Annotated in this window: 17 protein-coding genes; 4 read left to right on the top strand and 13 right to left on the bottom strand. The window is 72.8% G+C overall.

The window, feature by feature from the left end; genetic code table 11:
- Positions 1-67: 67 nt before the first annotated feature.
- The 3 genes from ACIQ9G_RS30860 to ACIQ9G_RS30850 form a co-directional block, all read right to left on the bottom strand.
- Complete coding sequence (locus ACIQ9G_RS30860; RefSeq protein WP_356187910.1) at positions 68-199, bottom strand: hypothetical protein; 132 nt, start codon at positions 197-199, stop codon at positions 68-70.
- Between the two features lie 328 nt (positions 200-527).
- On the bottom strand, positions 528-2,159 hold the full coding sequence (gene pruA, locus ACIQ9G_RS30855) for an L-glutamate gamma-semialdehyde dehydrogenase (protein WP_403616119.1): 1,632 nt from the start codon (positions 2,157-2,159) through the stop codon (positions 528-530).
- 49 nt (positions 2,160-2,208) lie between these two features.
- Positions 2,209-3,135 (bottom strand): proline dehydrogenase family protein, encoded by a 927-nt coding sequence (locus ACIQ9G_RS30850; RefSeq protein WP_403616117.1) that lies wholly within the window; start codon positions 3,133-3,135, stop codon positions 2,209-2,211.
- A 160-nt stretch (positions 3,136-3,295) separates the two neighbouring features.
- Between ACIQ9G_RS30850 and ACIQ9G_RS30845 the strand changes: the two genes are divergently transcribed.
- The gene (locus ACIQ9G_RS30845) at positions 3,296-4,585 is read left to right on the top strand and encodes a PucR family transcriptional regulator (RefSeq protein ID WP_403616115.1); all 1,290 of its coding nucleotides are present in this window, start codon (positions 3,296-3,298) and stop codon (positions 4,583-4,585) included.
- Positions 4,586-4,615: 30 nt separating this feature from the next.
- Here ACIQ9G_RS30845 and ACIQ9G_RS30840 read toward each other — a convergent pair whose 3' ends face one another.
- Entirely contained in the window at positions 4,616-5,722 is a 1,107-nt protein-coding gene (locus ACIQ9G_RS30840) for a YbhN family protein (protein ID WP_403616112.1), read from the bottom strand.
- A gap of 105 nt (positions 5,723-5,827) precedes the next feature.
- Positions 5,828-6,439 (bottom strand): TetR/AcrR family transcriptional regulator, encoded by a 612-nt coding sequence (locus ACIQ9G_RS30835; protein ID WP_403616110.1) that lies wholly within the window; start codon positions 6,437-6,439, stop codon positions 5,828-5,830.
- Positions 6,440-6,535: 96 nt separating this feature from the next.
- Here ACIQ9G_RS30835 and ACIQ9G_RS30830 point away from each other — a divergent pair, with 96 nt between their 5' ends.
- Positions 6,536-8,101: an MFS transporter gene (locus ACIQ9G_RS30830; RefSeq protein ID WP_403616108.1), complete on the top strand. Its 1,566-nt coding sequence runs from the start codon at positions 6,536-6,538 to the stop codon at positions 8,099-8,101.
- An 88-nt stretch (positions 8,102-8,189) separates the two neighbouring features.
- On the opposite strand, the gene serA is transcribed toward ACIQ9G_RS30830, so the two are convergent.
- The 6 genes from serA to ACIQ9G_RS30800 form a co-directional block, all read right to left on the bottom strand.
- Complete coding sequence (gene serA, locus ACIQ9G_RS30825; protein ID WP_403616105.1) at positions 8,190-9,779, bottom strand: phosphoglycerate dehydrogenase; 1,590 nt, start codon at positions 9,777-9,779, stop codon at positions 8,190-8,192.
- Between the two features lie 281 nt (positions 9,780-10,060).
- Complete coding sequence (gene ilvC, locus ACIQ9G_RS30820) at positions 10,061-11,059, bottom strand: ketol-acid reductoisomerase (RefSeq protein ID WP_403616103.1); 999 nt, start codon at positions 11,057-11,059, stop codon at positions 10,061-10,063.
- Between the two features lie 117 nt (positions 11,060-11,176).
- Complete coding sequence (gene ilvN, locus ACIQ9G_RS30815) at positions 11,177-11,701, bottom strand: acetolactate synthase small subunit (protein WP_114255472.1); 525 nt, start codon at positions 11,699-11,701, stop codon at positions 11,177-11,179.
- Positions 11,702-11,734: 33 nt separating this feature from the next.
- Positions 11,735-13,585 (bottom strand): acetolactate synthase large subunit, encoded by a 1,851-nt coding sequence (locus tag ACIQ9G_RS30810; RefSeq protein ID WP_403616100.1) that lies wholly within the window; start codon positions 13,583-13,585, stop codon positions 11,735-11,737.
- A gap of 244 nt (positions 13,586-13,829) precedes the next feature.
- Positions 13,830-17,195: an EAL domain-containing protein gene (locus tag ACIQ9G_RS30805; protein WP_403616097.1), complete on the bottom strand. Its 3,366-nt coding sequence runs from the start codon at positions 17,193-17,195 to the stop codon at positions 13,830-13,832.
- A 372-nt stretch (positions 17,196-17,567) separates the two neighbouring features.
- Positions 17,568-18,518 (bottom strand): 2-hydroxyacid dehydrogenase, encoded by a 951-nt coding sequence (locus tag ACIQ9G_RS30800; protein WP_403616095.1) that lies wholly within the window; start codon positions 18,516-18,518, stop codon positions 17,568-17,570.
- A 78-nt stretch (positions 18,519-18,596) separates the two neighbouring features.
- Between ACIQ9G_RS30800 and ACIQ9G_RS30795 the strand changes: the two genes are divergently transcribed.
- Positions 18,597-19,595 (top strand): aldo/keto reductase, encoded by a 999-nt coding sequence (locus ACIQ9G_RS30795; protein ID WP_403616093.1) that lies wholly within the window; start codon positions 18,597-18,599, stop codon positions 19,593-19,595.
- Positions 19,596-19,802: 207 nt separating this feature from the next.
- Positions 19,803-20,972, top strand: a complete 1,170-nt coding sequence (locus ACIQ9G_RS30790) for a PQQ-dependent sugar dehydrogenase (RefSeq protein ID WP_403616091.1) — start codon at positions 19,803-19,805, stop codon at positions 20,970-20,972.
- Here ACIQ9G_RS30790 and ACIQ9G_RS30785 read toward each other — a convergent pair.
- Both ACIQ9G_RS30785 and ACIQ9G_RS30780 read right to left on the bottom strand, forming a co-directional pair.
- Positions 20,969-21,196, bottom strand: a complete 228-nt coding sequence (locus ACIQ9G_RS30785; RefSeq protein ID WP_403616089.1) for a DUF6191 domain-containing protein — start codon at positions 21,194-21,196, stop codon at positions 20,969-20,971. The two genes, ACIQ9G_RS30790 and ACIQ9G_RS30785, sit on opposite strands and share 4 nt — an antisense overlap.
- Positions 21,197-21,233: 37 nt before the next feature.
- Positions 21,234-24,317 (bottom strand): AAA family ATPase, encoded by a 3,084-nt coding sequence (locus ACIQ9G_RS30780; protein ID WP_403616087.1) that lies wholly within the window; start codon positions 24,315-24,317, stop codon positions 21,234-21,236.
- Between the last annotated feature and the right edge of the window lie 84 nt (positions 24,318-24,401).

The raw sequence follows: 24,401 nt of genomic DNA, 5'->3' as shown, positions 1-24,401 counted from the left end.
CGGGGCACACGAAGGCCGCGCCCGCGCCCCCGTGCGGGCGCGGCTCCCGACTGGTGGACGCGGCGGCTCAGTGGCCCGTCTGGCCGCCGTTGTCGCGGCGGTCGAGGGCGCGCTGGAGCGCGGCGGCGGCGTTCTTGCGGTCGGACTCGCTCGTACGGGAGTGGTGGCGGACTCGGCGGCGGACGGTCGTCTCGGCCATGGGAAATCGACTCCTTCGACAAGCAGGGAGCGCGGAAAGGAAGTTTTGAGACTCCCCCACGGCCTGACGGGCGTGGGTGATGCCGACTCAGTGGCGGGGAGCGGCGCCGCAGGGGTTACCTGCTCGGGGCCCGGCTCACGCCCGCCGTTCGCTGGATCGAGCGAGACGTTCGGCTCCTACAAAGCTAAGCGAGGACGGCTTCTCTGTCTCCACAATTACTCGGACTTCCTACTATCTGAGACGACGGCCTCCCGGCGGGCACGGAAACGCAGATGGGCCGGGCCCCGTCCGTGTGGACGGGACCCGGCCCCGCGTACCTGCCGGTGTGTCAGCCCATGTGCGGGTAGCCGTAGTCGGTCGGCGGGACCAGCGTCTCCTTGATGGCGCGGGTCAGGGTCCAGCGCATCAGGTTCTGCGGGGCGCCGGCCTTGTCGTTGGTGCCGGAGGCGCGGCCGCCGCCGAAGGGCTGCTGGCCGACGACGGCGCCGGTCGACTTGTCGTTGATGTAGAAGTTGCCGGCCGCGTAGCGCAGCCGCTCCATCGTGTACGCCGCCGCCGCGCGGTCGTTGGAGACGACGGACCCGGTCAGCGCGTAGTCCGACACCGACTCCATCTGGGTGAGCATCTCGTCGTACTTCTCGTCCTCGTAGACGTGCACGGCGAGGATCGGGCCGAAGTACTCGGTGCGGAAGACGTCGTTCTCCGGGTCGGTGCACTCGATGACGGTCGGGCGGACGAAGTAGCCGACCGAGTCGTCGTAGGTGCCGCCCGCGACGATCGTGCAGGCCGCGTCCTCCCTGGCCCGGTCGATCGCCGCCTTGTTCTTCGCGAAGGAGCGCTCGTCGATGACCGCGCCGATGAAGTGCGACAGGTCGGTGACGTCACCCATGGTCAGGCCGTCGACCTCGGCGGCGAACTCCTCCTTGAAGCCGGAGTTCCAGATCGACGCCGGGATGTAGGCGCGGGAGGTGGCGCTGCACTTCTGGCCCTGGTACTCGAAGGCGCCGCGGGTCAGCGCGGTCTTGAGCACCGCGCGGTCGGCGGACGGGTGCGCGACCAGGAAGTCCTTGCCGCCGGTCTCGCCGACCAGACGCGGGTAGGAGCGGTACTTCTCGATGTTGGCGCCGACCGTCTTCCACAGGTACTGGAAGGTCCTGGTCGAGCCGGTGAAGTGGATGCCCGCCAGGTCGCGGTGGGCCAGGGCGACCTCGGACACCTCGATGCCGTCGCCGGTGACGAGGTTGATGACGCCCTTGGGCAGGCCCGCCTCCTCCAGCAGCCGCATGAGCAGCACGGCGGCGTGGGTCTGCGTCGGGGAGGGCTTCCAGACCACGACGTTGCCCATCAGCGCGGGCGCGGTCGGCAGGTTGGCCGCGATCGCCGAGAAGTTGAACGGCGTGATCGCGTAGACGAAGCCCTCCAGCGGGCGGTGGTCGAGGCGGTTCCACACGCCCGGCGAGTTCGCCGGGGGCTGCTCGGCCAGGATCTGGCGGGCGTAGTGGACGTTGAAGCGCCAGAAGTCGACCAGCTCGCACGGGCTGTCGATCTCCGCCTGCTGGGCGGTCTTCGACTGGCCGAGCATGGTGGAGGCGGCGATGGTCTCGCGCCAGGGGCCGGCCAGCAGCTCGGCGGCGCGCAGGATGATCGCCGCGCGGTCGTCGAAGGACATCGCGCGCCAGGCGGGCGCGGCGGCGAGGGCCGCGTCGATGGCGTCCCGGGCGTCCGCCCGCGTGGCGTTGCGGTAGGTACCGAGGACGGCCTTGTGGTTGTGCGGCTGGACGACCTGGAAGGCCTCGCCGCCGCCCATGCGCTTCTCGCCGCCGATGGTGCAGGGCAGGTCGACCGGGTTGCCGGCGAGCTCCTTGAGCTTGGCCTCCAGGCGGGCCCGCTCGGGCGAGCCGGGGGCGTAGCCGTGCACCGGCTCGTTGACGGGGGTGGGGACCTGGGTCACAGCGTCCATGGGTTCCGTAACTCCTTGACTTGAGCGGTGTTGCGAGCGGGGAGCGGGCTCAGCCCTTGCTGACCATCGAGCGGGCGAAGAAGCGCAGGTTGGCCGGCTTCTCCGCCAGACGGCGCATGAAGTAGCCGTACCAGTCGGTGCCGTAGGCGGTGTAGACGCGCATGCGGTGGCCCTCGGCGGCCAGCCGCAGGTGCTCGTCGCTCCGGATGCCGTACAGCATCTGGAACTCGTACTCGGCGGGCTTGCGCCCGGCGCGCCGGGCGAGTTCCTGCCCGATGGAGATGAGCCGCGGGTCGTGGGACCCGATCATCGGGTACCCCTCGCCCTCCATCAGCGTGCGCAGGATCCGCACGTACGCCTTGTCGATCTCCTGCCTGTTCTGGTACGCGACCTCGGCGGGCTCCTTGTAGGCGCCCTTGACCAGGCGCACCCGGCTGCCACTCGCGGCGAGACGGCGGGCGTCGGCCTCGGTGCGGAAGAGGTAGGCCTGGATGACACAGCCGGTCTGCGGGAAGTCCTTCCGCAGCTCCTCGTGGATGGCGAACATCGAGTCGAGGGTGGTGTGGTCCTCCGCGTCCAGGGTGACCGTGGTGCCGATCGCCGCGGCGGCCTCGACGACCGGGCGGACGTTGGCGAGGGCCAGCTCGTGGCCGCCGGGGAGCGCTTGGCCGAACATGGACAGTTTGACGGACACCTCGACCCTGGTGCCGAGCTCCAGGTCCTTGATCCGGTCGATCAGCAGGAGGTAGGCGTCGCGGGCGGCGGCGGCCTGCTCGGGCGTGGTGATGTCCTCGCCGACCACGTCCATGGTCAGCTCCAGGCCCTTGCCGGTCAGGTCCGTGATGATCGGGACGATGTCGTCCACGGTCTCGCCGGGGATGAAGCGGTCGACGACCTGCTTGGTCACCGGGGCCGCCGAGATCAGGCGTCGCATCCGGTCGCTGCGCGACGCGGCGAGAATCACGGGACCCAGCACGGGGCACCTCCACAACGAGGAACAGAAAGCCGCCACCCGCCCTCGGGCAACGGCACGGAGAACCACCGTGAAAGTTAAGGATCCCTCCGATCGTCGACCATCGACAGCTGTCACGCATCCGTGCCCGGGATCTCAGACAGATGTATGAGACTCCTGGAAAATGCGGGAGACTACCCGGGTGACACCGGAACGCAGAGGTGACTACCAGGAGCTGGTCGACGAGATCTCCGAGCTGCTCGGCGCACCGGCGACGCTGGAGAACCGGCACTTCGAGCTGATCGCCTTCGGCGCCTACGACAGCGAGGGCGACCTCGATCCGTCGGACCTGGACCCGGTGCGCACCCGCTCGATCCTCACCCGCCGCTCCACGGCGGCGGTGCGCACCTGGTTCGAGGGCTTCGGCATCACCCGCGCCACCGGCCCGGTGCGCATCCCGCCGACCCCGGAGGCGGGGGTGTACCGGGGGCGGATCTGTCTCCCCGTACGCCATCGGGGTGTCGTCCTCGGCTACGTCTGGCTGCTGGACGACGAGCCCGGCCCCGGCGAACCGCAGCTCGCGGCGGCCATGCGGGTGACCGCGCGGATCGGCGCGCTGCTCGCGGACGAGGCGCAGCACGGCGCGGACCTCACCCGGGAGCTGCGGGCGGTGCTCACCGCCGAGCCCGGCTGGCCGCGGGACATGGCGGTGGCGGAGCTGCGGACGGCCCTCGGTGCGCGCGCGGACGGTCCGCACACGGTGGTGTGCGTGGCCCCGTGGCCCTCGGCCGACCCCGGCGACGCTCCGTCGGTGCGCACCCTGCCGGGCGCGACGGCACTGTGCACCGTGCCCTGGGAAGGGGGGACCGCGCAGGCCCCCGCGGCGGTGGGGGGCACCGGCACCGCGCAATGCCTGGCGCTCCTGGTCCGGCTGCGGTCGGCGGACGCGCTGGCCCCGGCGGAGGCGGCGGCGGCCCGGCTGCTGGAACGGGCCGGGGCGCGAGCCGGCGGAACAGGGACTACCGGCACGGGCCCGGGCGCGGGGGGCCGTACGGGCGGTGCCGAAGTCGCCGCCGGGGTCGCCGCCGCCCGGTCCGGGCTGGCGGAACTGGGGACCGCCTGGGCGGAGGCGTCGGGGGCGGCCAGGGCCGCGCTGGCGGAGCCGCGGCTGGGTCCGGTCGCGCGGTGGGCCTCGATCGGCCCGTTCCGCCTGCTCACGGCACTGCCGCCGCAGACCGCCGAGGACGTGGCCGTACGCGCCCTGCTCTCCCCCGCCCACCAGGAGCTCGCCCGTACCGCCGAGGTGTTCCTGGACTGCGCCGGCCAGGCCGGCCGCACCGCCGCCGAGCTGGGGATCCACCGCCAGACCCTCTACTACCGCCTGTCCCGGGTGGAGCAGCTGACCGGCCTCGACCTGGACGACGGCGAGGACCGCCTGCTGCTGCACATGGCCCTCAAGGCGCACCGGCTCTGAGCGGGCGCGGTCACGGTTCCCGGACCGGCCTCAGACGGCCCGGCCGTCCGTCCCGTGCGGGCCACCGCCCGTCCCGTCCCCCGGATCGCGCGGGGGCCGCTCGGCGCGGAGGGTCAGGGCGATCCAGCTCGCCCAGCCGACCGGCTGGAGCGCCCAGTAGCTGATGGCCCGGTACAGCAGCGTGGCGGCGATCGCCGGACCGGGGCCCAGGCCGTACAGCACGAGCAGCGCGGACAGGCTCGCCTCGACGACACCGATGCTGCCGGGCGTCAGACGCAGGCTGCCGGGGATCTGCGTGAGCGTGTACGCGAGCAGCAATCCGCGCCAGGGGACGGTGATGCCCAGCGCCCACAGACACGCGGCCAGGCAGGCGGCGTCGAAGACCCAGTTCATCAGCGCCAGCGTCGCCGGCCGCACCCACGGCCGCCAGCCGGACTGCAGGCCGCGCGCCTGGTCCAGCACCCGGGCCAGCAGCCCCTGCAGCCGGCGTACCCGGCCGGAGCGGCGGCCCGCGTCCTCCCAGCGGCGCCGCACCGCCGCGCGGAAGCCGGCGAAGCGGGACAGGCTGAAGACGACCAGAGCGACCGTCAGGGCCAGCAGCAGGACGCCGGCGAGCGGGCGCACCACGGCGGCGGCCCCGGCCGCGCCGACCGTGAACATCCCGGCGACGATCAACACGGCCAGGCCGAGCACCGAGAGCGCGCCGGAGACGACCAGCACCGCGGCGGCGAGGACGGGCTCCACGCCACGGCGGCTCAGCAGCCTGAGGACCCATGCGGTGGCGAAGGCCGCCCCGCCGGGCAGGGCACCGGCAACAGCGTTGGCGGCCACCGCGACGGCGGTCATCCGCCGCAGCCTCCACCGCACGCCGCCCGCCTGCAGCAGCCGTCGCTGCATGGCGGCGAGCGACACCACCGACAGGGCCTCCAGCGCCACAGCGAGCAGCAGTTGAGGCACCCGCACCCGGGAGATGAGGCCCAGCGCCTGGACCAGCTCGTGCCGCCGCCAGACCGCCACCACGACGGCGGCGGCCATGAGCAGGCCGGCGCCCAGCCACCACACCCGGCCGGGACGCACGGTGCGCCCTTCCCCCCGGCTCCCGCGGTCGGCGGCCGCGGACTCCGGCCGCTCAGACACCGTCCACGACACCCCTCCCGCCCGCGCGTCCCTTGTCCCGGTCAGCACATCATCGGCAGCGGCCGGCGGCGCGGCAGGCACGCCCGCCGTTCCGTCCGGTACGTCTCAGTCGGCGGACGACTGCGGGGGCCGCGCCGCCTCGATCACCCGGCGCAGCCCCTCCGTGAGCTGGTCGGCGTCGGTCGCGGAGCCCGGGTCGAAGAGCCACTGCACCATGAGCCCTTGCAGCAGGGTCTGGTAGAAGCGGCCCTCGGTGTCGATGGTCCCCCTGTCGAGGTCGGCCTCCGGCACCCCGCTGAACAGAGGAATCAGTCCGGATCGGCCTTCCTCCTGCGCCTCGATCAGCAGCTTGCGCACCTCCGGCACCCGGTCTCCCTGGAGGATGAGCTCGAAGCTGATCAGCCAGACCGCCCGTGACTCGGGCAGCGAGCGGATGATGTTCCCCCACACCTCCTGGAAGCGCTCCAGTGAGCCGGGGGGAGCCTGGTTGGTCCCGCCCGCTCCCCAGCCGGGTCCGGTGGCGAAGCGGTCGCCCATCTCCTCGATCAGCGAGACGTACGCCTGCACCAGCAGGGCGTCCTTCGAGCCGTAGTGGTAGCCGATGGAGGCCAGGTTCGTCCCGGACTCCTTGACGATGTCGCGCGCCGTGGTGCGTACGAACCCCTTGGCGAGCAGGCAGCGCTTGGCGCCGTCCAGCAGATCCTCACGGTGTCCCATGCGCCCACCCTACCCACGATTCATACACCCGTCCTATACGGCTGATTTATACGGTCGTACTAGACAATCGTTTAAGACGCTCGTACAGTCCCTGCCATGACGAACTCGACGAGCCACCCCGCCCCTCCGCCCGGCGGCGCCCCCGCCCGCGCCGGCCGCCGCGAATGGACCGCCCTGTGCGTCCTGATGCTTCCGCTGCTGCTGGTCTCGATGGACGTGTCGGTCCTCTACTTCGCCATCCCGGCGATCAGCGCCGACCTGGAGCCGAGCGGCACCCAGCAGCTGTGGATCTTCGACATCTACGCCTTCGTCCTGGCCGGCCTGCTGATGACGATGGGCTCACTGGCCGACCGCATCGGCCGCCGCAGGCTGCTGCTGATCGGCGCGGCGGCCTTCGGCGCCGCCTCGCTGGTGGCCGCGTACGCGGACAGCGCCGAGACCCTGATCGCGGCCCGCGCGGTCCTCGGCGTCGGCGGCGCGACCCTGATGCCGACGACGATGGCGCTGCTGCGCACGGTGTTCACCGACCCCGGGCAGCGGGCGAAGGCGATCGGCGTCTGGTCCGGTGTGATGACGGCGGGCATCGCCCTCGGCTCGGTGCTCAGCGGCGTCCTGGTGCAGTTCTTCTGGTGGGGCTCGGTCTTCCTGGTCAACCTGCCCGCGATGGCCCTGCTGCTGGTGCTCGGCCCGGTCCTGCTGCCCGAGTCGCGAAACCCCGCGTCCGGCCGCTTCGACCTCCTCGGCGTGCCGCTGTCCATGGCCGCGGTCCTGCCGGTGATCTACGGCCTGAAGGAGATCCCGTCCCACGGCTGGCACGTGCGGTACGTCGTCTCGATCACCGTCGGCCTGCTCTTCGCCACCCTGTTCGTGCACCGCCAGCGCACGGCGGCCTCGCCGATGATCTCGCCGGCCCTGTTCCGCGGCCGGGGCTTCGCTCCCGCCGTCGTGCTGAACCTGCTCTCGGCGTTCGGGATGATGGGCTCGGCGTTCTTCAGCACGCAGTACCTTCAGTCGGTGCTCGGCAAGAGCGCGCTGGAGGCGGCCCTGTGGGCGCTGCTGCCCTCGGTGCCGATCGGCATGGCGGCTCCCCTGGCGACCACCCTGGTCCAGAAGGGCGTCCACCGCGCCCACGTGGTCACCGCGGGCTTCGCGATCGCCGCGACGGGCTACGGGATGCTGGCCCTGACCGGCCCGGACTCCCTCTGGCTGGTCCTGGCCGCGTGCGGGGTCCTCGCCTCCGGCATCGTGATGGTCATGTCCCAGATGACGGACCTGGCGCTGGGCACGGCCCCGGCCGAGCAGGCGGGCGCCGCGTCCTCCCTGCTGGAGACGGGCCAGGAGTTCGGCGGCGCGCTGGGCATGGCGGTCCTCGGCTCCATCGGCACCGCCGTCTACCGCCACGACATCCCGTCCTCGGCCCCGGCGGCGGCCCACGAGACCCTGGGCGGCGCCCTCGCCGTCGCCGGGCGGTTGCCGGGGCGCGCGGGAGACGCCCTGGCGGCCACGGCACGCGAGGCCTTCACCCACGGGATGCGGGGGGCCGCGCTCGCGGGGGCGGTCCTGCTGGCCCTCGCCGCCCTCGCGGCGGCGGGCACCCTGCGCCGGATCCACGTGCGCCCGGCGCCGCTCGCGGAGGCCGGGCCGGAGGCCCACCTCGCCTGAGCCACCGGGCTCGCCCGGGACGCCGCGGCACGCGAAAGCGCCGGGCGGGCTGGATCACCAGCCCGCCCGGCGCTTCGGAACGGTTGCCTCAGACCAGGTTCACCGCGCGGGCGAAGGTCGCGCCGATCTCCTCGGCGACCTCGGTCAGCACTCCGGTCGGCACCGTGTCGTCCACGGTGAGCACCGCCAGCGCCTCGCCGCCCGCCGCCGCGCGGGCGACCTGCATCCCGGCGATGTTGACGCCCGCCTCGCCGATGATGCGGCCGACGGTGCCGACGACACCCGGACGGTCCTCGTAGCGCAGGACGACCATGTGCTCGGCGAGGGCGAGGTCGACGTCGTAGTCGCCGACCGCGACGATCTTCTGGACGTGCTTCGGGCCGGCCAGGGTGCCGGAGACCGACACCTCCTCGCCGCCCGCGAGGGTGCCGCGCACGGTGACCACGTTGCGGTGGTCCGCCGACTCGGAGCTGGTGGTCAGGCGCACCTCCACACCCCGCTCCTGGGCGAACAGCGGCGCGTTGACGTACGACACGGTCTCGTCGACGACGTCCTCGAAGACGCCCTTGAGCGCGGAGAGCTCCAGCACCTTCACGTCGTGCTGGGTGATCTCGCCGTAGACCTCGACGTCGAGGCGGACCGCGACCTCGCCCGCGAGGGCGGTGAAGATCCGGCCGAGGCGCTCGGCGAGCGGCAGACCCGGCTTGACGTCCTCGGCGATGACACCACCCTGCACGTTCACCGCGTCCGGCACGAGCTCACCGGCGAGGGCGAGGCGGACCGACCGGGCGACCGCGATGCCGGCCTTCTCCTGCGCCTCGTCCGTGGACGCGCCGAGGTGCGGGGTGGCGACGACCTGGTCGAACTCGAACAGCGGCGAGTCGGTGCACGGCTCCTTGGCGTACACGTCCAGGCCGGCGCCGGCGACGCGGCCCTCCTTGAGCGCCGAGTACAGCGCCTCCTCGTCGACGATGCCGCCGCGCGCCGCGTTGACCACGCGCACGCCCGGCTTGACCTTGCGCAGCGCCTCCTCGCCGATCAGGCCGAGGGTCTCGGGGGTCTTGGGCAGGTGGACGGTGATGAAGTCGGAGACCTCCAGCAGCTCGTCCAGGGTCAGCACCTTGACGCCCATCTGCGCGGCCCGCGCGGGCTGCACGTAGGGGTCGTAGGCGACGACCTTCATGCCGAAGGCGGACATGCGCTGGGCGACCAGGGCGCCGATGCGGCCGAGGCCGACGACGCCGAGGGTCTTCTCGGCCAGCTCGACGCCCGTGTACTTGCTGCGCTTCCACTCGCCGTTCTTCAGCGCGGCGTTGGCCTGCGGGATGTTGCGGGCGGTGGCGAGGATCAGACCGCAGGCCAGCTCGGCGGCGGTCACGATGTTGGAGGTCGGGGCGTTGACGACCATCACGCCGGCCTTGGTGGCGGCGGAGACGTCGACGTTGTCCAGGCCGACGCCGGCTCGTGCGACGACCTTGAGCCTGCGCGCGGCGGCGACCGCCTCGGCGTCCACCTTGGTGGCGGAGCGGATCAGGATCGCGTCCACCTCGGCGATGGCGGGGAGCAGTTCGGCTCGGTCCGCGCCGTTGCAGTGCCGGATCTCGAAGTCCGGACCGAGTGCGTCGACGGTCGCGGGCGACAGCTCTTCAGCGATGAGTACGACAGGTTTCGAGCTCACGTGAGTCCTCACAAGTCCAAAGCATGCGGACGGCCGTCCCGACGGCCGCAGGCGGAGGAGGGGCTACCGCGTAAGAGACGCACGACGCTGTGGGCCTGACGCGTTTGTTAGTGCAGCAGTGTAGTGGCGCCGGATGCGCCGCATTACGCCACCGCGGAAGGATCACCCGTCCGTGGCTGGACGGGGTGGACAACGACGCGCGTCCCCCCGTGAACACCGACGTTACCCCGGGTTCGGCGAAAGGGCCGGAGCGGCTCGCTCCGGCCCCTCGGCCGGGAGGCCTACGCCTCCTCGTTCACCCAGCTCATGAGCTTGCGCAGCTCCTTGCCGGTGGTCTCCAGCAGGTGCTCGGAGTCCTGCTGCTTGTACTCGTTGTACTTCTTCAGACCGCCGTGGTACTCGTCCATCCAGTTGCGGGCGAAGGTGCCGTCCTGGATCTCGGCGAGGACCTTCTTCATCTCCGCCTTGGTGGCGTCGGTGATGATGCGCGGGCCGGTGACGTAGTCGCCCCACTCGGCGGTCTCGGAGATCGACCAGCGCATCTTCTCCAGGCCGCCCTCGTACATGAGGTCGACGATCAGCTTCAGCTCGTGCAGGCACTCGAAGTAGGCGATCTCCGGCTGGTAGCCCGCCTCGGTCAGCGTCTCGAAGCCCGCCTTGACCAGCGCGGCCGTGCCACCGCAGAGGACGGCCTGCTCGCCGAACAGGTCGGTCTCGGTCTCCTCGGTGAAGGTGGTCTTGATGACGCCGGCGCGGGTGCCGCCGATGCCCTTGGCGTAGGAGAGGGCGAGCGCGAAGGCGTTGCCGGTGGCGTCCTGCTCGACGGCGGCGATGCAGGGGACGCCGCGGCCCTCCTCGTACTGGCGGCGCACCAGGTGGCCCGGGCCCTTCGGGGCGACCATGCAGACGTCGACGCCGGCCGGGGGCTTGATGAAGCCGAAGCGGATGTTGAAGCCGTGTCCGAAGAACAGCGCGTCGCCGTCGTTCAGGTTCGGGGCGATGGACTCCTCGTACACCTGGGCCTGGATCGGGTCCGGGACCAGGATCATGATGACGTCGGCCTCGGCGGCGGCCTCGGCGGGCGTCACCACGCGCAGGCCCTGCTCCTCGGCCTTGGCCTTCGACTTGGAGCCTTCGGGCAGACCGACCCGCACGTCGACACCCGAGTCGCGCAGCGACAGGGCGTGGGCGTGGCCCTGGCTGCCGTAGCCGATGACCGCGACCTTGCGGCCCTGGATGATGGACAGGTCGGCGTCAGCGTCGTAGAACAGCTCGGCCACTTTGGGTTCTCTCCTTGGTGTGCAGGTGTGCTCCCACCGTATGACGGTGGGGGGAAGGGAAGTCTGGGGGTCTCGGCATGCGGGCGGCCGGATTTCCCCGGCCGCCCGGACGCGTCGTTACGCCGACCGGTCGAGCGCGCGCAGCGACCGGTCCGTGATCGAGCGGGCGCCGCGGCCGATCGCGATGGTGCCGGACTGGACCAGCTCCTTGATGCCGAACGGCTCCAGCATCTTGAGCATCGCCGACAGCTTCTCGCCGGACCCGGTGGCCTCGATCGTCACGGCCTCCGGGGAGACGTCGACGGTCTTGGCGCGGAACAGCTGGACGATCTCCACGATCTGGGAGCGCGTCTCGTTGTCGGCGCGCACCTTCACCAGGACGAGTTCGCGCTGCACGGCCTGCGACGGCTCCAGCTCGACGATCTTCAGCACGTTGACGAGCTTGTTGAGCTGCTTGGTCACCTGCTCCAGCGGCAGGTCCTCCACGCCCACCACGATGGTGATGCGGGAGATGTCGGGGTGCTCGGTGACACCGACCGCGAGCGAGTCGATGTTGAAGCCGCGCCGGGAGAACAGGGCGGCGATCCGGGCGAGGATGCCCGGCGTGTTCTCCACCAGGACGGAGAGCGTGTGCTTGGACATGTCTGGTTGCTCTTCCTCTTCGCTCTTCCCGGCTCAGTCGTCTTCGTTGTCGCCGAAGTCCGGGCGGACGTCCCGGGCGGCCATGATCTCGTCGTTGGAGGTGCCGGCCGCGACCATCGGCCAGACCATCGCGTCCTCGTGGACGATGAAGTCGACGACGACGGGGCGGTCGTTGATCGCGTTCGCCTCCTCGATGACCTTGTCGAGGTCGTCGGGGGACTCGCAGCGGATCGCGTGGCAGCCCATGGCCTCCGACAGCTTCACGAAGTCGGGGACCCGGGTGCCGGCGCTCGGGCCCTTGGGCTCGGCGCCCGGCCCGGAGTGCAGCACCGTGTTGGAGTACCGCTGGTTGTAGAAGAGGGTCTGCCACTGGCGGACCATCCCGAGGGCGCCGTTGTTGATGATGGCGACCTTGATCGGGATGTTGTTCAGGGCGCAGGTGGTGAGTTCCTGGTTGGTCATCTGGAAGCAGCCGTCGCCGTCGATCGCCCAGACGGCGCGCTCCGGGCGGCCGGCCTTGGCGCCCATGGCGGCCGGGACCGCGTAGCCCATGGTTCCGGCGCCGCCGGAGTTCAGCCAGGTGGCGGGCTTCTCGTACTGGATGAAGTGCGCGGACCACATCTGGTGCTGGCCGACGCCCGCCGCGAAGATCGTGCCCTCGGGGGCGAGCTGCCCGATCCGCTCGATGACCTGCTGCGGGGAGAGCGAGCCGTCCGCGGGCTGGTCGTAGCCGAGCGGGTAGGTCTCGCGCCAGCGCCCGAGGTCGTTCCACCAGGCGGTGTAGTCGCCCCGGTGGCCTTCGGCGTGCTCCTTCTGGACGGCCTGGATCAGGTCGGCGATGACCTCGCGGGCGTCGCCGACGATCGGCACGTCGGCGGCGCGGTTCTTGCCGATCTCGGCCGGGTCGACGTCGGCGTGGACGATCTTGGCGAACGGGGCGAAGCTGTCCAGCTTGCCCGTGACGCGGTCGTCGAAGCGGGCTCCGAGGGCGACGATCAGGTCGGCCTTCTGCAGCGCGGTGACGGCGGTGACCGAACCGTGCATGCCCGGCATTCCCACGTGCAGCGGGTGGCTGTCGGGGAATGCGCCGAGCGCCATCAGGGTGGTGGTGACGGGCGCTCCGGTGAGTTCCGCGAGGACCTTGAGCTCGGCGGTGGCGCGGGCCTTGAGGACGCCGCCGCCGACGTAGAGGACGGGGCGCTTCGCGGAGGTGATGAGCTTGGCCGCCTCGCGGATCTGCTTGGCGTGCGGCTTGGTGACGGGCCGGTAGCCCGGAAGGTCCATCACCGGCGGCCAGGAGAAGGTGGTCTTCGCTTGGAGGGCGTCCTTGGCGATGTCGACCAGGACCGGGCCGGGGCGGCCGGTGGAGGCGATGTGGAACGCCTGCGCGATGATCCGCGGGATGTCCTCGGCCTTGGTGACCAGGAAGTTGTGCTTGGTGATCGGCATGGTGATGCCGACGATGTCCGCCTCCTGGAAGGCGTCCGTGCCGATCGCCTTGGAGGCGACCTGGCCGGTGATCGCGACCAGCGGCACGGAGTCCATGTGGGCGTCGGCGATCGGGGTGACCAGGTTGGTGGCGCCGGGGCCGGAGGTCGCCATGCAGACGCCGACCTTGCCGGTGGCCTGCGCGTAGCCGGTGGCCGCGTGACCGGCGCCCTGCTCGTGCCGGACCAGGACGTGGCGCACCCGGGTGGAGTCCATCAGCGGGTCGTACGCGGGAAGGATCGCACCGCCGGGAATGCCGAATACCGTGTCGGCGCCGACCTCCTCGAGAGAGCGGATGAGGGACTGCGCACCCGTGACGTGCTCGGGAGCGGACTGTTGTCCTCCGGATCGGGGCCGCGGCTGCGGGTGATGGGCCCCGGTGGCCTGCTCGGTCATCGTCATTCTCTTCTCGATGCTGAGGGTTTTTGCGAGGTGTGAGCGGATTTCGGCTGCTGCACGAGGGGTGCCTGTGCAACAAAAAACCCCTCGTGCCGCAAGGCAAGCGAGGGGAGCGCGCCGGTGAGGGTCGCTGGGGATTCCGGATCGTCCTCCGGTGGGTCCCAGCTCAGCCGACGCGCTGTCCAAGTACGAGAATTCGGGTGCGCATGGCACTGACCCTCCCCCCGGCACGCACCCGGTGTCAAGTAGGTGGGACGGGAGTCTCATTATGTGAGCGAAGGGCCGTCCCGCCTCCGAAGACGGCCGCCACTCCACCGGAGTACAGCCCCGCGACACCACCGGCGAACGCCGGTTCGACCGGGCCGTGCGGCACCGGAAAGTGGCCGGAGGTCAGCGCCCGGCGCAGCCGGTACTCGTCCAGCGGACCGGAGAACGCCATGCCCTGCCCGTGGGTGCAGCCCATCGCGCGCAGCGCGACGACCTGCTCCGGCAGGTCCACGCCGTCGGCCACGGACTGGAGCCCGAGGTCGATGGCGATACGCAGCAGCCCACTGGTGATCTTGTGCATACGGGCGGACTCGACCACGCCCTCGACCAGGCCGCGGTCGAGTTTCAGGACGTCCACGGGCAGGCGCCTGAGGGCCGTGACGGCCGCGTAGCCGCCGCCGAAGCCGTCCAGCGCGATCCGGACGCCGAGCCGTCTCAGGGCGCTCAGCCGCCGCTCCAGCTCGTCCAGCGAGACCCGCGGGTCGATGTCGGACAGCTCGATCACCAGCGCCCCGGACGGCAGCCCGTGCCGGGTCAGCAGGGCTTCCACGGAACCGGGCGGCAGCGACCGGTCCAGCAGCCTGCGGGCGCCCATCCGGACCACCACGGGCTTGGCCAGGCCGCTCGCGGCGCGCTCGGCGGCCTGCTCGACCGCCTCCTCCAGCACCCACCGGCCCAGTTCGGCGGTCTTGTCGCTGTCCTCGGCCACCCGCAGGAACTCGGCGGGGGTGAAGAGCACCCCCTGCGAGGAGCGCCAGCGCGCCTGGGCGGCCACCGAGGTGATCCGGCCGTTCTCCAGGCACACCACCGGCTGGTGGAGCAGGGCGAACTCGCCGTCGTGCAGGGCGGCCCGCAGACGGGTGGCCAGCTCCGCCTTGCGGACGACGTCCTGCTGCATCTGCGGCTTGTAGAGCTCGACGCGGCCCTTGCCGGCCGCCTTCGCCCGGTACATCGCGAGGTCGGCGTTGCGGAGCAGCTCCCCGGCGCCGAGGCCCGGCTCCGCGAAGGCCACGCCGATGGACGCGGCGACCCGGACATCGTTGCCGTCGATGAGGTAGGGCTGGGACAGCGTCACCCTGAGGCGGTCGGCGAGCTCCAGGATGTGCCCTTCGCGGGCGGTGCGGTCGCGGGTGCCGTCCCCGACGATCAGGGCCGCGAACTCGTCGCCGCCGAGCCGGGAGGCGGTGTCCCCGTGGCGGACCGCCTGCTGGAGTCTGCGGGCGGCCTGGACGAGGAGTTCGTCCCCGGCCTGGTGGCCGATGGTGTCGTTGACCGCCTTGAAGCCGTCGAGGTCGATGAAGAGCACCGCCGTGCCGTGGTCGGTGGAGCGCCGGCCGGACAGCGCCTGCTGCACGCGCCGGGTGAACAGCGCGCGGTTGGGCAGGTCGGTGAGCGGGTCGTGCTCCGCGTTGTGCTGGAGCTGTGCCTGCAGGCGCACCCGTTCGGTCACGTCCCGGCTGTTGAAGATCAGGCCGCCGTGGTGGCGGTTGATGGTCGACTCGACGTTGAGCCATCCGCCGCCGCCGGAGCGGAAGCGGCACTCGATACGGGTCGTGGGTTCGTCCTGCGGGCTGGCGGCGAGGAAACGGCGCACCTCGTGCACCACGCAGCCGAGGTCCTCGGGGTGGATGAGGCCGGCCAGTTCCCTGCCCACCAGCTCCTCCGCGGACCGTCCGTAGACCCCGGCGGCGGCCGGGGAGACGTACCGGAGGACGCCGTCGGTCGCGGCGATCATGATGACGTCGCTGGAGCCCTGCACCAGGGAGCGGAAGTGGTTCTCCTTGTGGGCCAGTTCCTGGGTGAGGGTGATGTTGTCGAGCAGCATGATGCCCTGGCGCACCACGAGGGCCAGCACCACGGCGCCCGCGGTGATCAGCACCACGCGGTCGACGCTGTGCCCGTTGAGCACGTTGTAGAGGACGCCCAGGGTGCAGACGGCGGCCGCGAGGTACGGCGTGAGCGCGGCGAGCGAGCCGGTCAGGGGCCGGCCGGCCTGGTACCGCTCGTGGTCGGCACCCGGCGCGGGCGGCGGGACGTGGGGGCTGCGGGCGCTCCGGCGCGGTCCGGGCACGTGCACGTGCGCCACGCGCGCTGGCCGGTCCGCCGGGCGCGGGAACCCGTCGGCGTGGCGCGGAAGTCCGTCTGCTTGGCGCGGGAGCCCTTCGGCTTGGCGCGGGAGCCCGTCGGCCGCCCGCGTGTGGCCGTCCGTCCGACGGTGGTCCGCCTCGCCGTGGTCCGTGTCGGCATGGTCGGTGCCGGCGTGGCCGGCGGTGCGGACGGTGCCGGGGGGGTCCGTGTCGCGGCGGTCCGTGTCGCGGTGGTCCGTGGCGTGGTGACCCGACACGCGGTGGCCCGCCTCGGGACGGCCCACGCCGTGGCCGGCCGCCGCCTCGGGACGGTCGGCGCCCGGTCCGCCCATGTCCCGCCGGTCCGCGTCCACGCGGTTCGGGTCGGGGCGGTTCGGGTCGGGGCGGTTCGGGTCGGGGCGGTTCGGGTCGGGGCGGGGCGCGGCCCAAGGGGCGTACGCCAGGAGCAGGGAGCCGGCGAACCAGCCCGCGTCGAGCAACTGGCCGGAGTGGTAGTTGTTGTGCAGCAGCGGCGAGGTGAACAGCGCGTCGCACATGACGGTCAGGGCGAGGGCGCCGATCGCCGTGTTCACGGCGGTGCGGTTGACGGCGGAGCGCCGGAAGTGCAGCGCGAGCACCATGCTCACCAGGGCGATGTCCATCAGCGGATACGCCAGCGAGAGCGCGGTGTGCGCCACGCTCGGCCCGTCGAACTTGGCCGCCTGGGCGAGCGCCAGGCTCCAGGACAGCGTGAGCAGCGAGCCGCCGATCAGCCAGGCGTCCAGCGCGAGGCAGACCCAGCCCGCCTTGTTCGCCGGCCGCTTGGCGAGCACCAGCAGGCCGACGATCGCGGGCGGCGCGAAGCACAGGAAGAACAGGTCGGCGTAACTGGGGCTGGGCACCGGCTCGTCCAGGACGACCTCGTACCACCCCCAGACCAGGTTGCCCAGCGACGCCATCGCCGAGGAGAGGGCGAACAGCAGCCAGGCGGGCCGGAAGCGGACCCGCGGGCCGCGGGCGTAGACCGCGCACGACACGGCGGCGGTGCCGGCCGCGGCACTCAGCCCGAAGTCACCCATGATCAGCGCCACTTCGTCCGAGCCCCAGCCGAGTGCGGAACCGACGGCGTATCCCGCGCAGACCAGGGCCAGGACGAGCTGGGGGAACAGGCCGCCCGCGCCGCGCGGGAGCGGTGGGCGGGGCAGGAGGGCGCGCGGCGCGAGCCGCGGCCGCGAGGCTCCGCGGAGCGGGGCCGAGGTGGGGGGCGGGCTCACCGGGCCCTCCCGGTCCGCGCCGCCGGGTCCCGCGGGTCCCGGTGCGCCGGGTGCGCGTGCCTCCTGCGGCCGCTGTGCCTGCGGTGGTGGTGGCTGCCGTGGTGGTCGCGTCTGCTCGCGGCGGTGCGCCAGGGCCGCCGCCGGCGGCTCCGCCGCGTCGGATCGTTCGTCCATAGGCCGTGCATCGCCCGTCGCCCCCCTCGCAGTCTGAAATGTCCATCCCCGGCGCCGAACGGTGCGCGGCGCAGCCCCTGTCGGGACGATACACCAGGATCGTCACTCAGGGACATAGTTCCTCTACGCTCCGTGACGACCAGCGGGGATGTGGGTACGCACCGCGTCCAGGAGGTTGCGGACGGTACCCGAAGCGGATTACACGCCTGCCGCTCCCGTCGTCAGGATCACGTTGGCGAGCGGCTCGTGGTTCACAAAGCGGCGCAGCTGGTTGACGAGCAGATGTTCGGCCCGCGGCAGGAAGGCGGACGTGGGGCCGCCGACGTGCGGGCTGATGAGCAAGCCCGGCGCGTGCCACAGGGGGTGGCCCGGCGGCAGCGGCTCGGGGTCGGTCACGTCGAGGGCGGCGGTGATCCGGCCGCTCTCCAGCTCCGCCAGCAGCGCCTTCGTGTCGACGACGGGGCCGCGGGCGACGTTCACCAGCAGCGCGCCGTCCTTCATCCGGGCGAGGAAGTCCGCTCCCGCCAGGCCGCGCGTGGCCTCGGTCAGGGGCGTGGACAGGATGACGACATCGGCGTCCGGGAGCAGGGAGGGCAGATCGGTGAGCGGGTGCACCGGACCGCGCGCCGTGGTGCGCGCGGAGCGCGCCACGCGCGCCACCCGCGCGAGCTCGAACGGCGCGAGCCGGTCCTCGATGGCGGCGCCGATGGAGCCGTACCCCACGATGAGGACGTTCTTGTCGGCCAGCGCCGGACGGAAGCCTCCCCGCCACTCCCCCCGGTCCTGGGCCCGGACGAAGTCGGGGATGCCGCGCAGCGAGGCGAGGACCAGGGCGAGGGTCAGTTCGGCCGTGCTCGCCTCGTGCACCCCGCGCGCGTTGCACAGCTGCACGCCGGGCCGCAGGTGCCTGAGGCCGGGCTCCACGTGGTCGGTGCCGGCGGACAGCGTCTGCACGACCCGCACCGCGCTCATCCGGGGCAGCGGGCGCACACCGACGCCGCCGGGCTTCATGTACGGCACGACGTAGAAGGCGCAGTCGGCGGGGTCCGCGGGGAACTCCTCGGCGCCGTCCCAGAAGCGGTAGGCGAGCCCCTCGGGAAGGCCCTCGATCTCATCCGGCGGTATGGGCAGCCACACGTCAGCAGTCATGGTCCCGAGGCTATGTGAGGGGCGCGAGATCGCAGAGGTTAGGTTGGTTGATCCCAGGACAGGGAGGGTTACGGCCAGGTGGAGCGCAGGACGATCGGCGCGGCGGCGCTCGCGGTGGGGGCCGTCGGACTCGGGTGCATGCCGATGAGCTGGGCGTACAGCGCGTCGCGGCAGCGGGGCGAGGAGTCGCTCAGGGCGGTGCACCGGGCACTGGACCTGGGCTCGACGCTGCTGGACACGGCCGACATGTACGGCCCGTTCACCAACGAGCTGCTGCTGGGGCGGGCGTTGAAGGAGCGGCGCGCGGACGCGTTCGTGTCGACCAAGGTCGGGCTGCTGGTGGGCGAGCAGCACATCGTGGCCAACGGGCGCCCCGGCTATGTACGGCGCGCCTGCGACGCCTCGCTGCGGCGGCTGCAGACGGACGTCATCGACCTGTACCAGTTGCACCGCGCCGACCCCGAGGTGCCGGTGGAGGAGACCTGGGGGGCGATGGCGGAGCTCGTACGGGCCGGGAAGGTGCGGACGCTCGGCCTGTGCGCCGTGGGGGCGCGCAGGGGGCGGCGGCCCGGGGCGCGGCTGCACGACGGAACGATCCGGCAGCTGGAGCGGGTGCAGCAGGTCTTCCCGGTGAGCGCGGTGCAGGCCGAGCTGTCGGTGTGGTCGCCGGACGCGCTGGACGGCCTGCTGCCGTGGTGCGAGGCGCGCGGCGTCGGCTTCCTCGCCGCGATGCCGCTGGGCAGCGGCTTCCTCACCGGCACGCTCACCCCCGGCGGGGGCTTCGAACGGGACGACGTCCGCGCCCGCCACCCCCGTTTCACCGCCGAGATGATGGCCGCGAACCAGCCGATCGTCGCGGGCCTGCGCCGGGTGGCCGCTCGGCACGGCGCGGACGTCACCCCGGCGCAGGTTGCGCTGGCCTGGGTGCTGGCCCAGGGCCGCCACGTCGTCGCGCTGCCGGGCACCAAGCGGGAGCGCTGGGTGACGGACAACGCCGGGGCGGCGGGGCTGCGCCTGACCGCACGGGACCTGGCCGAGGTGGAGCAACTGCCCGCCGCGCAGGGGTCCTGGGACTGAGAGACGGCCCGGTCCCGGCGGAGTGCCCGGTCGGTCCCGGCGGGGTGCCCGGTCCCGGCGACCGGGCCGGACACGACGACCGGCCGAGCGCGGCGGACTGCCCGGGCGCGGCGGACTGCCCTGGCACGGAGCGTCGGATTGCGGCGAACCGGGAACCTGGGAGGCGTGGGCGGAGTAAGACAGGAGGACCCGCCGCGTCGAAGGGACATGATCGTGCGACGTCGAGCTGTGACGGCCGCCCTGGCCGCCGGCGCGCTGCTGTGGACGGCCGGCTGCTCCGGCAACGGGGGCGGCCCGTCGGGCGCCGGCACCGAGGCGCCGAGCCGTACGGCCGCGACGGCCTCGCCCTCCGGGCCGGCGGCCGGGGAGACCGCGCCGCCGGCCAAGGGCTCGGTGAAGGTGCTGCGCACGGTCGCGGAGGGCCTCGACACGCCCTGGGGCCTGGCGCCGCTGCCCGGCGGCGGCCTGCTCGTCTCCTCCCGCGACCGGGCGACGATCACCCGGGTCGACGAGAGGACCGGGCGAAAGACCGAGCTCGGCACGGTGTCCGGGGTGGCCCCGGAGGGCGAGGGCGGTCTGCTCGGCATCGCCCTCTCCCCCGCCTTCGCCTCCGACCACATGATCTACGCGTACTTCACCTCGGCCTCGGACAACCGCATCGTGCGCGTGCTGTACGACGAGAAGAGGCCCGCCGGTGAGCAGCTCGGCGCGCCGGACACGGTCTTCAAGGGCATCCCCAAGTGGCTCATCCACAACGGCGGCCGGATCGCCTTCGGCCCGGACCGGATGCTGTACGCGGGCACCGGCGAGACCGGCGACCGCGGCCTGGCCCAGGACACCGGGTCACTGGGCGGCAAGATCCTGCGGATGACGCCGGAGGGCGAACCGGCCCCGGGCAACCCGTTCCCGGGGTCCCCGGTGTACTCGTACGGCCACCGCAATGTGCAGGGGCTCGCCTGGGACGACGAACAGCGCCTGTTCGCCTCGGAGTTCGGCCAGGACACCTGGGACGAGGTGAACGCGATCGAACCGGGCGGCAACTACGGCTGGCCGGACGCCGAGGGCAGGTCCGGCAATCCCAAGTACGTGAATCCGGTGACGCAGTGGCACACGGACGACGCGTCCCCGAGCGGTATCGCGTACGCCGCGGGCTCCCTCTGGACGGCCGCGCTGAAGGGGGAGCGTCTGTGGCGCGTCCCGCTGCGGGGCACACGGGCGTCGGCGCCCCCGCAGGCCTTCCTGAAGGGCGAGTACGGCCGGCTGCGCACGGTGGTCGCGGCGGGCGGGGACAGGCTGTGGCTGGTGACCAGCAACACCGACGGCCGGGGCACCCCGAAGAAGGGCGACGACCGCATTCTGGAACTCCGGGTGACCTAGGGTCTTTTCGGATCAGCCGCGGCGCCCGGTGCCTGCTCCTCGCCGGTGTCCTCCCGGGCCTGCGGCGGGGGGTGGCGGACGACGACCTTCCCGGACGCGAGGTCGATCGGCCCCCGCCCCGCGTCGCCGTCCCCGACGTCCTCCCGGTTCAGCTCCAGCCGGTTCTGCTCGTCCCGGGTGTGCTTGCGGCCGGGCGCGAACAGTTCCTCGAAGACGTTGAACACGGCACCTCTCCCTTGCCGGTCTCCTCCAGCGTACGGCTCAGCCCGGCGCCGGGACGGTGAGCGCGTCGGCCGGGAAGAGGCCCAGCCGGTGCGCCACCGCCGCCGCCTCGCCGCGCCCGGAGACGCCGAGCTTGCCCAGGATGTTCGACACGTGGACGCTGGCCGTCTTCGGGGAGATGAACAGCTCCTCGGCTATCTGACGGTTGGTGCGGCCGGCGGACACCAGGCGCAGTACGTCACGCTCCCGGCTGGTGAGGCCGAGGGACCCGGCGGGATCGGCGTCGGCGGTCGCCCGGCGCGGGCCGCGGGTCAGGGTGAGGCGGGCGCGCTGGGCGAGCAGGGCGACGGAGTCGGCGAGGGGGCGGGCGCCGAGGTGCCCGGCGACGGCATGGGCCAGCCGCAGCAGTTCGGTGGCGCGCTCCCGCTCGTCGTCCTCTCCGGCCGCGAGCAGGGCCTCGGCCAGCCGGTGGCGCACCCGGGCCAGGTCGTAGGGGCGCTCCAGGGACTCGAAGTCCTCGACGAGACCGGCCCAGTCCTCGGCGCTGTCGCGGCCCTCGGCGCGCAGCAGCTCGGCGCGCACCCAGCGCTCGTAGGCCTGCCAGACGGGCACGTTGGTGGCCAGCGCCCTGGCGGCCCCCCGGATGCGGTCGAGGATCTCGGCGCGTCCCGGGGCGGCCGCGGGCAGGGCGGCGGCGCGGGTCTCCACGGTGGCGGCGGTGAGCAGCAGCGGCCAGCAGTACCGCTGGGTGCCGGGTGGGAAGCCGGTTTCCAGGACCTGTTCGAGCTGGGCGCGGGCGTCCAGCAGGCGGCCCTCGCCGGCGGCGACCGCGAGCGCGATGCGGGCCAGCGGCAGCGCGTGCTGGGGGGCGTAGTCGTGGGAGCCGAAGTGGTCGCGGGCGGCGGTCAGTTGGCGGGCCGCCTCGTCCAGGTCGCCGCGGGCCAGGGCGAGTTCGGCGCGGATCCGGGCGCGGAAACCGCGTGGCTTGGCGCTCTGCCCGACGCGCCCCGAGCGGGTCGCGGCCTCGGCGGCCTCGTCCCAGCGGCCCAGGGTGAACAGGGACTCGGCGAGGTTGCCCCACACCCAGGCCTCGGTGTCCAGTTGCCGGAAGCGCCGGGCGAACGCGATCCCCTCCTCCATGAGGGGCACGGCCTCGCGGGAGCGTCCGACGGACTCCAGCTCGGACGGCAGGTTCACGTAGCAGCGGCCCGCCACACCGGGGATCCCGTCCTCGACCGTGCGCCGTTTGACCTCGTACATCTCGGCGAGTCCGGCCTCGACGTCCCCGGCGTCGACCCTGAGGTTGTTCAGGGTGAGGCGGGCGTTCATCTCGATCTCGCGGGCGCCGACCATGCGCGCGTACTCCACGGCCCGTTCGGCGGAGGTGAAGGCCTCGGGGCCCGGCGCGTGGACCATGGACCAGTTGGCGACGTGGGCCAGCACCTCGGCGTGCACCTCCGACGGCGGCAGGCCGCGCACCAGTTCCTGTGCGGTGGCCAGTTCCTGCCAGCCGTCGCCGTGGGCCTTGGACTGCACCAGCCGGGAGCGCTGGATCCAGAACCAGGCGGCGCGCAGGGGGTCGCGCTCGTCCTCCAGGAGGCGCAGCGCCCGCTTGGTGATCTTCATGGCGAGGTCGCGCTCGCCACTGAGGCGGCCCGCGACGACGGCCTCCGCCATCAGGTCGAGGTAGCGCAGGGGGGCGGTGGCCGGGTCGGGGCCGCCGGGGGTGTCCGCACGCCCCTCGGGCGGTGAGGGCCGGTAGGCCTCGGCGTAGTCCGCCGGGCGCAGCCGTGCCCGTACGTCCTCGGGGGCGGCGTCCCACAGCTCCATCGCCCGCTCCAGGAGCCGCAGTTGCTCGCTGTAGGCGTGCCGGGCGCGGGCCGCGACGGAGGCGTCGAGGACGGCGGGCAGGGCCTTGGCCGGGTCGTGGGCGTGGTACCAGTAGCTGGCCAGCCGCATGACCCGTTCGCCGGCGGGGACGAGGGCCGGGTCGTTCTCCAGTGCCTCGGCGTAGCGGCGGTTGAGGCGGGAGCGCTCGCCGGGCAGCAGGTCGTCGCTGACCGCCTCGCGCACCAGGGAGTGCCGGAACCGGTAGCCGTCACCGGTGGGGGCGGCGAGGAGGATGTTGGCGTTCACGGCGGCCCGCAGCGCCTCGATCAGGTCGTCCTCGGCGAGCCGGGCCACGGCGGCGAGCAGCCGGTACTCGACGGTGGAGCCGCCCTCGGCGGCGATCCGGGCGACCCGCTGGGCGGGCTCGGGCAGCGCCTCCACCCGGACCAGGAGCAGGTCGCGCAGGGACTCGCTGAGGCAGGCGCGGCCCTCGTGGGCGGCGACGGCGAGTTCCTCGACGAAGAATGCGTTGCCGTCGGAGCGGTCGAAGATCTCGTCGACCTGGACGGGGTCCGGCTCGGTGGCGATGATGCCGGCGATCTGGCGGCCCACCTCCTGGCGGTTGAAGCGGGCGAGTTCGAGGCGGCGGACGGTGCGCAGCCGGTCCAGCTCCGCGAGCAGCGGGCGCAGCGGATGGCGGCGGTGGATGTCGTCGGAGCGGTAGGTGGCCAGGACGACCAGGCGGCCGGTGCGCAGGGTGCGGAAGAGGTAGGACAGTAGGTGCCGGGTGGAGGCGTCGGCCCAGTGCAGGTCCTCCAGGACGACGACGACCGTGCGGTCGCCGGCCACGCGCTCCAGCAGCCGTGCGGTGAGCTCGAAGAGGCGGGCCATGCCCTCCTCGTCGTGCCTGCCCGCTCCGCGGGCGGTGGTGGTCTCGGCCAGCTCGGGCAGCAGCCGGGCCAGTTCCTCCTCCTGGCCGGCGGCGGCCGCGGCCAGTTCGCCGGGCAGTTCGCGGCGCAGGGCGCGCAGGGCGGTGGAGAAGGGGGCGAACGGCAGTCCGTCGGCGCCGATCTCCACACAGCCGCCGAGCGCGACGACGGCACCGCGGCGGCAGGCGGCGGTGGCGAACTCCTCGGTCAGGCGCGTCTTGCCCACGCCTGCCTCGCCGCCGACCAGCAGGGCCTGCGGCTCCCCCGCGTCGGCGCGGGCGAGCGCGTCGTGCAGCGTCTCCAACTCGTCGCCGCGACCGACGAACACCGGACTGACGGACCTGGTCTCCACAGCCCCGAGCATCGCACGCGGGTCCGACAGCGCGGCACCGTTTTTCGACCGCCCGCCCTCCGCCGCACCCACACCGGCACCCTGGCCGGGACCGGC

Source organism: Streptomyces sp. NPDC096152 (assembly GCF_044763235.1).
Classification (GTDB): Bacteria; Actinomycetota; Actinomycetes; order Streptomycetales; family Streptomycetaceae; genus Streptomyces.
This window is presented reverse-complemented; position numbering and strand designations above follow the sequence as displayed.